This window comes from Streptomyces sp. NPDC004031 (assembly GCF_053604375.1).
Genome location: NZ_JBSGHL010000045.1, coordinates 30,098 through 43,252, shown reverse-complemented (window position 1 = coordinate 43,252; position 13,155 = coordinate 30,098). Strand labels below are relative to the sequence as shown.

The 13,155-nt window shown below is 76.5% G+C and carries 10 protein-coding genes; 3 read left to right on the top strand and 7 right to left on the bottom strand.

What is annotated here, in order from left to right; translation table 11 throughout:
* The first annotated feature begins 4 nt into the window (after nt 1–4).
* Nucleotides 5–538, top strand: a complete 534-nt coding sequence (locus ACWERV_RS25885) for a PH domain-containing protein (protein WP_452937239.1) — start codon at nt 5–7, stop codon at nt 536–538.
* Between the two features lie 43 nt (nt 539–581).
* Here the strand turns inward: ACWERV_RS25885 and ACWERV_RS25880 are convergent, their stop codons facing one another.
* The 4 genes from ACWERV_RS25880 to ACWERV_RS25865 all read right to left on the bottom strand — a co-directional run bounded on the left by ACWERV_RS25880 (nt 582) and on the right by ACWERV_RS25865 (nt 7,541).
* A complete protein-coding gene (locus ACWERV_RS25880) occupies nt 582–3,545 on the bottom strand; it encodes a hypothetical protein (protein WP_452937236.1) in 2,964 nt (987 codons plus the stop codon).
* Nucleotides 3,546–3,547: 2 nt separating this feature from the next.
* Entirely contained in the window at nt 3,548–5,386 is a 1,839-nt protein-coding gene (locus ACWERV_RS25875) for an HSP90 family protein (protein WP_452937234.1), read from the bottom strand.
* Nucleotides 5,387–5,513: 127 nt separating this feature from the next.
* Nucleotides 5,514–6,509 carry a hypothetical protein gene (locus ACWERV_RS25870; RefSeq protein ID WP_452937231.1) on the bottom strand — a complete coding sequence of 332 codons (996 nt, stop codon included), beginning with the start codon at nt 6,507–6,509 and terminating at the stop codon, nt 5,514–5,516.
* Between the two features lie 132 nt (nt 6,510–6,641).
* On the bottom strand, nt 6,642–7,541 hold the full coding sequence (locus tag ACWERV_RS25865) for an NAD(P)H-binding protein (RefSeq protein ID WP_452937228.1): 900 nt from the start codon (nt 7,539–7,541) through the stop codon (nt 6,642–6,644).
* A 123-nt stretch (nt 7,542–7,664) separates the two neighbouring features.
* Here ACWERV_RS25865 and ACWERV_RS25860 point away from each other — a divergent pair, with 123 nt between their 5' ends.
* Nucleotides 7,665–8,615: a LysR substrate-binding domain-containing protein gene (locus ACWERV_RS25860; RefSeq protein WP_452937225.1), complete on the top strand. Its 951-nt coding sequence runs from the start codon at nt 7,665–7,667 to the stop codon at nt 8,613–8,615.
* A 21-nt stretch (nt 8,616–8,636) separates the two neighbouring features.
* Here ACWERV_RS25860 and ACWERV_RS25855 read toward each other — a convergent pair whose 3' ends face one another.
* Nucleotides 8,637–9,518: an alpha/beta fold hydrolase gene (locus tag ACWERV_RS25855; RefSeq protein ID WP_398178701.1), complete on the bottom strand. Its 882-nt coding sequence runs from the start codon at nt 9,516–9,518 to the stop codon at nt 8,637–8,639.
* Between the two features lie 68 nt (nt 9,519–9,586).
* Between ACWERV_RS25855 and ACWERV_RS25850 the strand changes: the two genes are divergently transcribed.
* Entirely contained in the window at nt 9,587–10,102 is a 516-nt protein-coding gene (locus ACWERV_RS25850; protein WP_452937221.1) for a GNAT family N-acetyltransferase, read from the top strand.
* A 9-nt stretch (nt 10,103–10,111) separates the two neighbouring features.
* On the opposite strand, the gene ACWERV_RS25845 is transcribed toward ACWERV_RS25850, so the two are convergent.
* Complete coding sequence (locus ACWERV_RS25845; protein ID WP_452937218.1) at nt 10,112–11,968, bottom strand: protein kinase family protein; 1,857 nt, start codon at nt 11,966–11,968, stop codon at nt 10,112–10,114.
* Nucleotides 11,969–12,104: 136 nt separating this feature from the next.
* On the bottom strand, nt 12,105–13,079 hold the full coding sequence (gene pip / locus ACWERV_RS25840; protein WP_452937215.1) for a prolyl aminopeptidase: 975 nt from the start codon (nt 13,077–13,079) through the stop codon (nt 12,105–12,107).
* Nucleotides 13,080–13,155: the final 76 nt, after the last annotated feature.

Below are 13,155 nucleotides of genomic sequence, written 5' to 3'. Positions count from 1 at the left end.
TCGCTTGGCGTGGCCGCACGCCGCGGGCGCGGTCGCCGGGCTGGTGGTCGAGGCGCTGCTGGCCTGGTTCCAGCTCGGGCTGACGGGACTGTACCTGCTGTGCGGCGGGACGGTCGCGGTCGTCGCCGTCTGCCTCTTCATGGCCAGACGCTGCACGACCGACGTCGGAGCCGCCGGGATCACCGTCGGCTGGGGCTTCGGGGCCGGGCGGACGTACGCCTGGCACGACATCCGCCAACTCTACGTCTGGCAGGGCACCGGCGCGCAGGCGGGCGGGCGCACGGCCCGGATGATCCTCGCGGACGGGCGGCACCGCTCCCTGCCCGCCCTCGCCACGAGCAGCGTCTACCCCGACGCCGACTTCGACGGCGACTTCCACCGGGTCGTGCGGTGGTGGGAGGCGAGCACCGACCCGGCCGACCGCTTCCCGCCGCCGCCCACGCTGCGGCAGCGGATCTCCCCGCAGTGGTGGGGCGTGATCCTGGCCCTGGTCGTCAGCGCGGGCCTCTTCGTGGGCGTCGTCGTGGCGAACGCCTGAGCCGCGCGGGTGCCGGGCGGCGGACCGCCCGGCACCCGCCGTCTCAGGTCTCGTCGCGCAGGCTGGACGCCAGCGACCTCAGCGGCGCCGCGGCCTCCTCGTGGCCCAGGGCCGTCAGGCGGGAGACCGACGAGTCCAGCGACCGCAGGGCCTGCTCCGGGCGCTTGAGGTACGCCCCCTCCACGACGCCCATGAGCCGCACCGCCTCGGCCCACTCACCGGCCACGGCCGCGTCCTCCCCGGGCGGGCCGAGGTGCATCAGGGCCTCCTCCAGGGCGGCGAGCGCCTCCTCGTACTCCCCGGCGTAGGCGTTGACGCGCCCGTGCTCGTACGCCAGCGCGGCGTCCAGCGGGCGGCCTTCGGCCCGGTAACCCTCCGAGCGGGCGTCGTCGGCGATCCGGCCCGCGTCGGCGAGGAAGGCGCGGGCGCCGTCGAGCCCCTCCGGGCCCTGCTGCTGGGCCTGGAGCCGGGCGACCTCCCGCAGGCAGCTGCTCAGCTGCTCGAAGCGCGGCGCCCTCTCGTGCGCGGTGAGCGCCTGGTCGACGGCTTCCCTGGCGCGGCCGAACTCGCCGCTCTCGGCCAGCAGTACGGCCGTCTCCGCCGCGATCATCACATGCGAGCCCGGGTCGTCCGCCCAGGTCGCCGACTCCGCGGCCAGCTCCAGGAATTCGGCCAGCGCGGCCTTGCCGTCCTCCCCGGCGCGCAGCGCCCGCGCACGGGTCAGCCGCAGCTGGGCGACCAGCCGGTCGTCCAGCTCCCCGGAGGTGACGTCGGGTTCGGCCAGCAGCGAGTCCAGCAGCGCGATGCAGTCCTCGACACGGCCCATGTCGAGGCCGAGCCGGGCCGCGTTGCTGTACGTGCAGAACGCGTCCACCCGGCTGCCGTGCCGCATCTCCACCTCCGCCGAGCGCGTCAGGTGGCGCAGCGCCTCGTCGTGGTGGCCCCGGCCCAGGCAGGCCCGCGCCAGTTCGCCGTGCAGCGTCCCGCAGTACGCGGTGTAGGCGGGCCACTTGCGGGCCTCCCGCAGCCCTTCGGACAGATCGGCGTGGGCCCCGTCCGCGTCCCGCAGGCCCAGGTGGACCCGGCCGCGCAGGCCCAGCGCGTGCGGCAGGTGCCAGGCGGGCCCCTGCGCGCGCAGCCGGGTCAGCAGCCCGTCCAGCTCGCGGCTCGCGGCGTTCAGGTCGCCGCTGATCGCGTATGTGCTGGCGCGCAGCAGCACCGCCCGGCACACCTGGCCGTCCAGCTCGTGCGCGACGGCGAAGTCGTGCAGCAGCTCGACCTCGCCGAAGGCCGCCTCGGTGTGCTCCTGCGTCGGCTGCGCCTCCAGCCGCATGCCCAGCGCGGTCGAGCGCAGCCGCAGCAGCCGGGCCTCCTGGTAGGGCGCGAGGTCTTCGGCCTCCGCCTGGAGGCGGGTCAGTGCGGTGTGGGCCGCGGTCATCGCGGCGGCCTTCGCCTCGGCGCGGGCCTCGTCGGACAGCGCCTCCGCCGGTTCCGACTCCGGTACTTCCGCTGCGGCGAGCAGCGCGCAGGCGCGGGCCACGGCGGCGTGTCCGGGCAGCCCGGCCCGCGTGTAGAGGTCGGCGGACTCCGCGTACCGTGCGGCGGCCCCGGCCAGGTCGCTGCGCTCGCGCGCCTCGGCGCCCTGCTCGTCCAGCAGGTCCGCGCGCAACTGGTCGAGCGGGCCCACGGCCGGGTCGTCGGGGTGGACGTAGCCGGGCTCGGCGACGAGCGCGGCCAGCCGCTTCCAGCACGCCTCCGCGTCCGGGTGGCCCACCTCGTCCAGCTCCCTCGCGCGCGCCACGAGTTCGGCGACCGACTCGGGCAGCGCTGCGGCCGCCGGGCGGGCCGGGACGGCGGGGGCGGCGGCCGGAGCCACGTCGTCGAGGGTGCGCGGACGGAGCGTCAGCTCCAGAGTCTCCAGCAGCGGGGCGCGCTCCAGCCGGACCCGGCGCCGGTCGGTGTGCGCGCTCGTGCCGTTGCGGGCGTCGAAGCGCGCGGCGAGGTCGTCGGCGCGGGCCGTCACCTCGGCGCGCAGCGAGGCGACCGTCCACGTCCGGCCGGAGAACCCGGCGGCGGGCAGCTCGCCGTGGCCGAGCGCCTCGACCCGGCGGAGCAGCACCTCCACACCGGTGAGGAAGGTCAGCATGTCGCTCGGCGAGTCGACCTCGGCGAAGAGGGTGCGGTTCTCGGCGAGCAGTTCCAGGCCGCGCGCCTCGTTGCCGGTGAGCGCGCAGAACTCCAGGTGCCGCCCGACGTCCGGGGCCATCGAGGGGTTCCGGCGGCAGCCCCGGTAGCCGAACAGGTGCGCGTGCCGGGCGTCGTCGGTGCGGCCGGTGCGGACCAGCGGCAGCAGCGCGTGCGAGATCGAGGTGGCGGGCTCCTCCTGGCAGGACTCCTTGCCGGCCAGTACCGGCTCCCAGATGTCCAGCGCGCGCTCGTCGTCACCCGCGGTCAGGTGGTACAGGGCGCGGCCGCGGATCTCGCACGCCTCGCAGTCGCTGTACTGGGTGCGCGTCCGGCCCGCCCACAGCTCGTAGGCCAGCGCGGTGGCCTCCGGGCTCTCACCGACGTGCGCGGCCAGGTGGTAGGCCTGCCCGTAGTACGGCTGGAGGCCGAGCCCGGCCTTCTCGTAGCGGTCGCGCATCTCCGCCAGCCACTGGCGCAGGCTGGTCAGCGGCATCTCGGGCACCGAGAGCAGGGCGCTCGCCACCCACTTGAAACGCCAGTACATGTGGTGCCGCAGCCGCTCGTCGAAGACGTCGGGCTGCTCGTCGAAGAGCTGGAGCAGCCGGGCGAAGACGACGGGCGACTTGCGCGGCTCGGAGCCGTACGTGTACGCCTCCTGGAGCTCCAGCAGCGCGTCCACGAGCGCGGCGGTCTCGGCGAACTGCTCGGCGGCGTCGACCAGTTCCTCGGCGATCACGGTGCGGGCACGGCCGTAGGGGCGCTCGTCGTTCTCCCGCAGCGCCTCGTACAGCTCGTCGGTGGTCTGGGGTGCGGTCGGCATCGTCAGCTGTCCTTGCGGAGGGCGTGGGCGAGGAGGTCGAGGAAGGAGCGGTTGATCAGGCTCGACTCGGCGGGCCTGAGCGGGCGCCGGGACAGCAGCGCGGCCTGCCCGTAGAGCGCCTCGGCGCTGGTGCGGGCCAGTTCCGGCTCGGCGATCGCGACCGCGGCGCGCACCAGCGGGTTGAGCTGGTTGAGGATCAGCTGCGCCTTGGGCGCCTCCTGGCGCAGCGCGCCGAGGATGTCGCCCCACAGGCCGCCCTCCTGCTCGCGGGCCAGCTGCGAGCGGGTGCGCTCGTGCCGCGCCTCGCGGCTGTCGAGCAGCAGCGCGGGCGCGGAGGCCGGCTGGAAGGTGCGCAGCGCCACGTCGCAGTCGAAGACGGCGAGCGCCTCGCGGGCCAGCGCCAGGTAGGAGGCGGCGGCCAGCTCCGTCTCGCGGTCCACCGGGTCCAGATGCGCGGTGAGCGTCGCCGGGTCGAGATCGGCGACGCTCGCCTCCGGCCGGATCTCCGGCAGCCGGTGCACCAGCGCCCGGTCGTAGGTGTAGCCGCCGTTGACGACGCCGAGGCCGGCCGCCGAGGCGATGGCCGCGACCTGCCGGAACTCCTCGACGCTGGACGTCACGAGCACGGTGGCGTGGCTGCGGGCGAACTCGTCCAGCGTGGTGTTGCCGTCGGTCGTCTCGAACGGCAGCCACGGCAGCAGCATCCGCAGGATCTCGTCGTCGTGCACCGCGAGCGACTTGACGGCCAGGTGGTGGGCCTGGAGGAAGCGGCCCAGCAGCTCCGGGTCGCTCGCCGCCGCCCGCGCCATCCAGGCGCGCAGCCGCTCGGCGAGCGCGTCCCGCACCGCCGCGAGCGTGTCGTCCTCGTACAGCGACTCGCGCGACGCCGTCGGGCGCAGGCTCTCGGCGTCCACCACGCAGCGGACGAAGAACGCCCACTCCGGGAGGATCTCCTCGGCCTGCTCCGACAGCAGCATGCCCTTGACGTGCACCCGGTGGCCGTGCCGCCGCCCGGCGGGCACCGCCTCGGGCAGCACGCACGCGATGCCCCGCAGGCCCACCGCGGGCAGATCCAGCTCGATCGTGTCCAGCGGCGTGAAGCCGAAGACGTCCGCCCCGTACGCGGCCAGCGCGCGCTGCCGGGCCCCCGGCGTCGGGTAGGACTGCGCCCAGGGCGCGGGCTCGGGGTTGACGGGCGCGGGCGCGGCGCCGTCCGAGAAGGTGACCGGGTGCCGCAGCAGCGAGCCGAAGTGCCGGGCCAGCGCCCGGACCTGGGCCGGCTTCGTCCACTCGGCGGCGTCCGCGCGCGGGGTGAGCGACACCGTCGTGCCCGGCTGCGGGCGGGCGGAGGCGGGCAGGGTGCGCACCGAGTAGCTGCCGTCGCCGCGGCCGCGCCACTCCACGGCGGGCGCTTCGGGCGTGCGGGCGGAGCGGCTGACGACGAGGATCTCGTCCGCGACCAGGAAGCAGGACAGCAGGCCGATGCCGAACTGGCCGATGAAGTCGGCCCGCTGCTCGGCGATCCGCTCGGCCCGCTTGCTGCTGCGGCCGATCGTGGCGAGGAAGCTGTGCACGTCCGCCTCGGTGAGGCCGACACCGTCGTCCTCGACGCGGACCACCGCGCCGTCGGCGTACAGCCGGATGCCGAACGCGTCCGCGGGCGCGCCGGGTTCGAGCGCCCGCCGGGCGGTCAGCGCGTCCACCGCGTTCTGCAGCAGTTCGCGCAGGTAGACCCGGGGGCTGGAGTAGAGGTGGTGGGACAGGAGGTCGACCAGGCCGCGCAGATCCACCTGGAAGGTGCGGTCGGCGGCGCCGGCGGTCGCGGTGTCGTGCTGGGTCATCGGGCAGTCCGGAAGTCAGGGAGCGGGAAGGGCGGGCGGGGCGTGGGGGCCGTGCCGGGCACGGGACGCGGACGGGCCGGGCGGCCGGCCGCGCGGACGGTTGCGGTGCGCACGCGGCGGCGGGCCCTCAGGCGCGGCTCTGGTAGCGGGCGAACTGCTTGGCCGGATCGGGGAGGTAGTCCCAGGGCCGCCGGGTGTACGCGCCGCCCAGCTCCTGGAAGACACGGCGGGCGGTGGGGCCCTCGCCGGCCAGCGACAGCGCCATCGCGAACAGGTTGAACTCGTAGGCCCAGCCCGGACGGCGCTCGTAGCCGGGGTGCAGGACGCTGTGCTCGGCGGCCTCGCGCAGCTCGTCGCGGACGGCCGGGCGCTCCAGGAAGTCCTGCGCGTCGGACTCCACCCAGTTCTCGATGTGCGCGAAGGCGATGACGCAGCCCAGCCGCTGCCCGAGCGGGGCGCGCGCGAAGGCCTCCCGCGCGAAGGCCAGCGCCTCGCCGGGCTCGCCGCCCCAGCGCGGCTGGAGCTGCGTCACCCACTCCAGGTGGGTCTCCAGATCCAGCGGGTCGCGGCGCAGCGCGGCGTCGCGCCGCGCCTCGACGACCGCCGGGCCCAGCGACATGCCGCGCCCGGACGTCAGCAGCCGCCGCCACGGGGCGATCCACTGCGGCCGCAGCTCGGCGGCCTGCAGCAGATGCTCCTCGGCGACGGTCAGCCGCGCGCGGAAGGTCTGCCACTGCTCCTTCGACACCTGCGAGGCCGACGCCCTGGTACGGGCCTCCCAGCCCCAGCTGACATGCCGGGCGCCGGAGACGAGCAGCGCCGCCGCCTTGCCCGCCGGGTCGTCCGCGCTCTGCTCGACGGCCCGTCCGATCCACTCCTCGACGCCCTCGGTGTCCGCGATCTCGTTCAGCACGCGGTGGTCGCGGTCCAGGTCGAAGGGCTCGGCGGCCTGCCGCACCGCCGCCCAGTCACCGGCGCGGGCGGCGGCGGTGAGCGCGAGCACCCGGTCGTCGTCCAGCCCCCGGACCTCGTGCACCCCCCGCTTCGGCCTGCGGCCGGCCTGCCGGACGGGCGTGTCGCCCGCCCGGCCCCCCGCACCCCTGGTGAACAGCTTGCCGAACATGCCGCGCCCTCCCCTGGTCCGCGTGATTACGGGTGCAGGATAGGGGGTTGCACCGACACGTCCTCCACAGGGTTTTCACCGCGCGCGCACCGCGCCCCCGCCGGGGCGCTGCCGGTGGCGCGGCGGCGGCCGTCAGCCGAGCACGGCGGGCCGCAGGACGTCGGCGCACCACCGGGCGAAGGTCGTGGGCGACGCCGTCTCCGGCGTCCGCGCGACACCCGCGTCCAGGCCCGCGTCCTTGGCGCGCTTCATGTCCGCGACGCCGGAGGCGAACGCCGGGTCCAGCCCGTGACCGACGAGCGCGGCCCGCAGCTCGCCGGCGTCCTGCCGTTCGAAGCGGACGGGGCGGCCGAGCTGCTCGGTCATGACGCGGGCCAGGTCGTCGGGGGAGAGGTCCTCGGGGCCGAGGACCGGGACGTCCGCGTGGCCCCTCCAGCGGCGGTCCGTCAGCAGCCGCGCGGCCACCGCGGCGATGTCGGCGACGGCCACCATCGGGGCCCTGCGGGCGGGGTCCGCGGCGTCGGTGAAGAGGCCCCGGTCGCGGATCGACTCCGCCTCCTCCAGCAGGTTCTCGAAGAAGGACGGGTTGGCCAGCGCCCGGTAGGCGGCGCCGCTCCCGGCGAGCAGGTCGTCCATCGCCAGCGACGCGGTCACCAGCCCGGCGCTCCCGGCGACCGGGGTGCCGCGGCCGAGCGCCGAGACGCCGACGACATGGCCGACGCCGCTCCCGGCGAGCGCCTTCGCGGCGGGCCGGGTGAAGCCGCTCCAGGCCTGTTCCGGCGTCAGCCGGGCGTCCGGGGGCACGAGCCAGAAGACGGCGTCCGCGCCGTCGAAGGCCCGCTCGACGGTCGCCGGGTCGCCGTGCGAGCCGGTGACGACCTCGACGCGGTCGCGTACGGCGGCGGGCAGCCGGGCAGGGTCGCGCACGACGACGCGGACGGTCTCGCGGGTGGCCCCGCCGGGTGCGGGGTCCAGGAGCAGCGGCAGCAGCCGGCGGCCGATGTTCCCGGTGGGGGCAGTGACGACGATCATGAAAACCTCATCGGTCGAACCGGATCGTTACGCCTCCCATCGTCGGGAGCGGTACGGTCTTGCCGCAACGGGAACTTCGGCACGCAATCATTGCCTGAGGCGGAAAGACACAGGTGGGCGGGTATGAGCGAGAGCAAGGGCGGCGGAATCGACGCACCGGCGATCGACGCGAACCTCGCCGTCGCCCTCGACGCGCTGCTCGCCGAGCAGAGCGTCACCCGCGCCGCCGCGCGGCTGCACACCTCGCCCGCCGCCATGAGCCGCACCCTCGGACGGCTGCGCCGCCTGCTGCACGACCCGCTGCTGGTGCGCGCCGGGCAGGCCATGGTGCCGACCCCGCGCGCCCAGGAGCTGCGCGACGAGGCCGCCGCCGTGGTCCGCCGCCTCGGGGCGCTGCTCGCACCCGGCGCCGGGGCGGACCCGGCCGCGCTGCACGGCACGTTCACCCTCCAGACCGCCGACCTGGTCGGCGCCGCCCTCGCCCCCGGGCTGCTGCGGCTCGCCCGCACCGAGGCACCCGGCGTCTCGCTGCGGATCCGCGCGGAGGAGCTGGAGGCCGGGCCCGCGCTGCGGGACGGGCGGATCGACCTGGAGATCGGGGCCATCGACCACGCCGACCCCGAGACCCGGGTGGAGGAGCTGGTCACCCTGCGGATGGTCGCCGCCGTACGCCCCGGCCACCCGCTCGCCGAGGGCGCCCTCACCCCGGCCCGGCTCGCCGCCGCCGAGCACGTCGCGGTCAGCCGCCGCGGCCGCTTCACCGGCCCGCTGGACGCCGCCCTCGCCGCGCACGGGCTGACCCGGCGGGTCGGCGCGGTGCTGCCCAGCCACCTCGCGGCGATGACCCTCGCCGCCGCGAGCGACGTCGTGTGCCTCGTGCCCGCCGCGCCGCCGGGCGCCGCCCCGTCGCCGCTCGGCGGGCCCGCCGCCGCGCTGGGGCTGCGGCTGCTGGACGTGCCGCTGCCGCTGCCGCCGCTCACGATCGGTATGGCCTGGCACCCGCGGCACGCCGCCGACGGCGGCCACCGCTGGCTGCGCGACGCGGTCCGCCGCACGCTCGCGCCGCCGGGCTGAACCGCCGCGGCGGCGCCCGGCTCAGGCGGTGTGCGCCGCCAGCGCCTCGATCAGCTCGGGCCACAGCGCGGGCGGCCGGTCGTGGCCCATGTCCGGGACGAGCAGCAGCTTCGCGCCCGGCACCAGCTCCGCCGTGCGCTCGCCGCCGCTGGGGGCGATGAGCGTGTCGTCGAGGCCGTGGATCACCAGCGTCGGCACGTCCAGTTTCCGCAGCGCGTCGGCCCGCGAGCCGCCGAGCACCATCGCGCCGAGCTGCCGCCCGATGCCCGCCGGGTAGTACGCCCGGTCGTAGGAGGCCGCGGCGAGGTCGCGCAGCGCGGCCGGGTCGCCGTACCGCCGCGACGCCCACACCATGTCCCGCTCCGCGGCCGCGATGTAGCCCTCCCGGTCGGCGGGCCGGCCCCGGAAGAGCACCGCCTGCGCCTCGCGCGTCGCCTGCCCGTACTCCGGTTCGCCGGTCGAGGACATCATCGAGGTCAGCGTCAGCACCCGCTCCGGGTGGGCGATGGCCAGGGCTTGCGCGATCATGCCGCCCATCGAGGCCCCGACGACGTGCGCCCGCTCGATGCCCAGCGCGGTGAGCAGCCCCAGTCCGTCGTCGGCCATGTCCGCCAGCGTGTACGGCACCATGGCGAGCGCCCCGGCGACGTCCCCTGAGCTGACGGTGGCGATGAAGCGCGCCAGGTCGACGGGGTGGTCGTCGAGACGGGTGGACAGCCCGCAGTCGCGGTTGTCGTACCGGACGACGTACCGCCCCCGGTCGGCGAGCGCGCGGCAGAAGCCCTCGTCCCACGCGAGCAGTTGCGCCCCGAAGCCCATGACGAGCAGTACGGGCGGATCCCCCGGATCCCCGAAGGTCTCGTAGGCGAGGCGTACGTCGGGGGACACATCGGCGATCGGCATGCCCGGATCCTCTCAGTCCGCCCGGCGGCGGCGCATCCGGGATTCGGGCCGGGTGGCAGGCTGCTTCCATGGGATCACGGGATGCGCACACCGAGGTGGCCGTCACGGTCGCGGGGCAGGCCGAGCGGGAGGCCGTCGGCAGGCTGTGGGTGATGTTCGGGCACGACATGTCGGAGTTCACCGGGGAACTGCCCGGTCCCGACGGGGCGTTCCGCGCCGAGCGGCTCGCGGCCGCCTTCCGCGCGCAGGGCTGGGTGCCGTACCTCTTCAGGTGCGCGGACCGGCCGGTCGGCTTCGCCTTCGTCCGCGGGGTGGGCGGCGCGGCGCGGGTCGTCAACAGCTTCTTCGTGGTGCGCGGCGCGCGCCGGGGCGGGGTCGGGCTGCGGGCGGTGCGGGAGGTCGTCCGGCGGCACCCGGGCGCGTGGCAGATCCCGTTCCAGGACGCCAACCCGGGCGCGGGCGCCTTCTGGCGGCGCGTCGCCGAGGACGTCGCCCCCGGTGCCTGGACGTGCGAGCACCGGGACGTGCCGGGTCGGCCGGACGCGCCGCCCGACGTCTGGATCTCCTTCGACGCCCCCGCGTGAGGCCGCCGGTCAGGCCGGGGCGTCGGTGTACCGCGCGGGCGGCACCCGCCACAGCCGGATCCGGTGGCCGCCCGCGACCGCGAGGACCGTCCCGTCCGGGCTGAAGGCCATCGTGCGGATCGCCGCCATCGCGTCGCCGGTCCAGGACGTCACTGCTTTCGCCGTCCGCGCCTCCCGCACGGTGATCGTGCGGGACGGCCCGGACGAGGCGACCAGCGTGCCGTCGGGGCTGAACGCGAGGGCGTCGGAGCGGCCCTCCCCGCCGGGCCACGCGGGCAGCGCGGTGCGCTGTCCGGCGTCGAGGACCTGGAGGCCGAACGTCCGGCCGCCCACCGCGAGCAGGGCGCCGTCCGGGCTGAACGCCACCGCGCGGACCTTGCGCCCCGGGCGCAGCGGGTCACCCGTCCGCCGCGCGGTCGCCAGATCCCACGTCCGGACCTCCTTGCCGCCGCCCGCCACCAGGGTCCGGCCGTCCGGGGCGAAGGCGATCGCGTGGATCCAGCCCGGATGGCCGGGCAGCGTGGCCAGGGACGCGCCCGTGAGCGGGTCCCACAGCCGTACGGCCTTGTCGTCGCCCGCGCTGGCGAGCGTGCGGCCGTCCGGGCTGAAGGCGATCGAGCGGACCCAGTCGGTGTGGCCGGTCAGCGTCGCGGTGTTCTGCCCCGTCACGGTGTCCCAGAGCCGCACCGTCCGGTCGTACCCGCCGGTCGCCACCAGCGTGCCGTCCGGGCTGAACGCCACCGCCCGGCACCAGTTGGTGTGACCGGACAGCTCGGCGCAGACGCCCTGCGCGGCGGTGATGTCCCACATCCGGACGGGCTTCTCGTCGCCCACGCTCACCAGGACGGTGCCCGCCGGGTTGAACGCGAGGGCGTGCACATCGGCCGGCGCGTCCAGCGCGAAGGGGCCGGGGAGCAGCGCCGTCGCCCCCGCCCGGTACCACGCGCCCGCCCCGGCCCCCGGCGCGGGCGCCCGCCCCGGCACTGCCGCGGGTACGGGCTCGGGCGCGGGCGGCGGCGCGTCGTACGGCGCCTCCGCCGTCACCAGGGCCAGCGCCTCGCGGGCGCTCGGGCGGCGCGCGGGGTCGCGGGCGAGCAGCGCGGTGAGCAGCGGGGCCAGCCGCCCTGCGCGGACCGGCGCGGTGAGTTCGCCGGACGCCGTCGCCCAGGGGTCCGCCGGGTCGAAGGGGAAGCGGCCCTCGACCGCGCGGTAGAGCGTCACGCCCAGTGCGAAGAGGTCGGCGGCGGGACCGTCCGCCGTGCCGTCGCCGCCCGCGTCCGCGGCCGTGAGGAGTTCGGGCGCGACATGGCCCGGCGTTCCGGCGGGCACGCCGAGCCCTGCGAGCACCGGGTCCGGCGTGCGGCCGGACGCGCACAGGTCCGTGAGCAGGATCGCGCCGTCCGCGGCGAGCAGCACGTTCGACGCCTTGACGTCGAGGCGGACGAGGTCGGCGGCGTAGGCCGCGTCCAGCGCCGCGAGCAGCGCGCGGGCGACGTCCACGGCGCGGGGCGCGGACAGCGGGCCGTGCGCGTCCAGGTGATCGGCCAGCGAGCGGCCCTCCACCAGGTGCGTCACCGCCCACGGGGTGCCACCGCCGTCGACGACGACGTCGAGGAGGGGGACCACGTGCGGGTGCCCGCGCAGCCGCGCCGCCGCCCCCGCCCGGCGCGCCGCCCGCGCCCGCAGTTCGGCCGCGTCCGCGGTGCCGCCGTCCGGCGCGGGCGGCGGCAGCACGCGCTTGACGGCCACCTCGACGCGCAGCCACTCGTCGTGGGCCCGCCACGCGTTGCCCTCCGGCCCCGACCCCAGCCTGCCGCCCAGGCGGTATCTGCCGCCGAGCACGTGCCGCTGCGCTGCGTCCGTCACCTGCGTCCCCCTTCACGGCTCCGCGAGCAGCGTACGCACGGCGGCCCCGCCCGTCCGGGCCCCGTACCCACCCGTGACCATCACGGGACAATCCCGGGGCGTGGCGGTGCGCAGGAGGGCAGGGACCGCCCCGGCGTCAGGCCGGTGGGGCGGGCGCGTCGCGGAAGCGGTCGGTCGCGGCGACCACTGCCTCGGTCGTGGAGGTGCCGGACAGCCCGTGGCCCTCGCCGCCGATGAGCCGGAGTTCGGCGTCCGGCCACGCCCGGGTCAGGTGCCAGGCGATGTCCGGGGGGCCGCTGATGTCGAGGCGGCCGTGGACGAGGACGCCGGGGATGCCCGCGAGCCGCCCCGCGTCCCGCAGCAGGGCGCCGTCCGGCAGGAAACCGGCGTGCCGCCAGTAGTGCGTGACGAGGCGGGCGAAACGCATCCGGAAGCGCGGGTCGTCGTAGCGCGGGTCGGGCCGGTGGCCCGCGTACGTCGAGACGTGCACGTCCTCCCACCGGCACCAGGCGCGGGCGGCCCGGTCCCGTACGGCGGGATCGGGGTCGGCGAGCATCCGGGCGTAGGCGTCGGCGAGGTTCCCGTCGCGCTCGCCCTCCGGCACGGTGTCGCGGAAGGCGGCCCACTCCTCGGGGAAGACCCGGCCCATGTCCCGTGTCACCCATTCCACTTCGCGCCGGGTGGTGCTGGTGACGCTGAAGAGCACCAGCCCGGTGACGCTGCCGGGGTGCGCCTCGGCGTACGCCAGGGCGAGGGTCACGCCCCACGAGCCGCCGAGCACGAGCCAGGCGCCGACGCCCAGGTGGCCGCGCAGCAGCTCGATGTCGGCGATCAGGTGCTGCGTGGTGTTGGCGGCGAGCGAGGTGTCCGGGTCGGCCGCGTCGGGTGTGCTGCGCCCGCAGCCGCGCTGGTCGAGCAGCACGATCCGGTAGGCCGCCGGGTCGAACAGCCGCGCCCAGAAGGGGCCCGCGCCGGATCCCGGCCCGCCGTGCAGCACGAGCGCGGGCCTGCCCGCCGGGTTGCCGTACGTCCGCCAGTGCACGCGGTTGCCGTCGCCGACGTCGAGCATGCCCTGTGCGTACGGCTCGGCGGGCGGATACAGCTCGGGCATGGGGGACGCGCCTTCCTCGCCGGGGAAAATATGACAGCACTGTCACATTAGCAGGAGGGTGCCTCCGCGGGCTGTG

What these genes read in the sequence shown, in the direction of transcription:
- ACWERV_RS25880 (WP_452937236.1), bottom strand. Translation starts at nt 3,545, where the DNA reads ATGCCGACCGCACCCCAGACCACCGACGAGCTGTACGAGGCGCTGCGG.
- ACWERV_RS25875 (WP_452937234.1), bottom strand. Translation starts at nt 5,386, where the DNA reads ATGACCCAGCACGACACCGCGACCGCCGGCGCCGCCGACCGCACCTTC.
- ACWERV_RS25870 (WP_452937231.1), bottom strand. Translation starts at nt 6,509, where the DNA reads ATGTTCGGCAAGCTGTTCACCAGGGGTGCGGGGGGCCGGGCGGGCGAC.
- ACWERV_RS25865 (WP_452937228.1), bottom strand. Translation starts at nt 7,541, where the DNA reads ATGATCGTCGTCACTGCCCCCACCGGGAACATCGGCCGCCGGCTGCTG.
- ACWERV_RS25860 (WP_452937225.1), top strand. Translation starts at nt 7,665, where the DNA reads ATGAGCGAGAGCAAGGGCGGCGGAATCGACGCACCGGCGATCGACGCG.
- ACWERV_RS25855 (WP_398178701.1), bottom strand. Translation starts at nt 9,518, where the DNA reads ATGCCGATCGCCGATGTGTCCCCCGACGTACGCCTCGCCTACGAGACC.
- ACWERV_RS25850 (WP_452937221.1), top strand. Translation starts at nt 9,587, where the DNA reads ATGGGATCACGGGATGCGCACACCGAGGTGGCCGTCACGGTCGCGGGG.
- pip (WP_452937215.1), bottom strand. Translation starts at nt 13,079, where the DNA reads ATGCCCGAGCTGTATCCGCCCGCCGAGCCGTACGCACAGGGCATGCTC.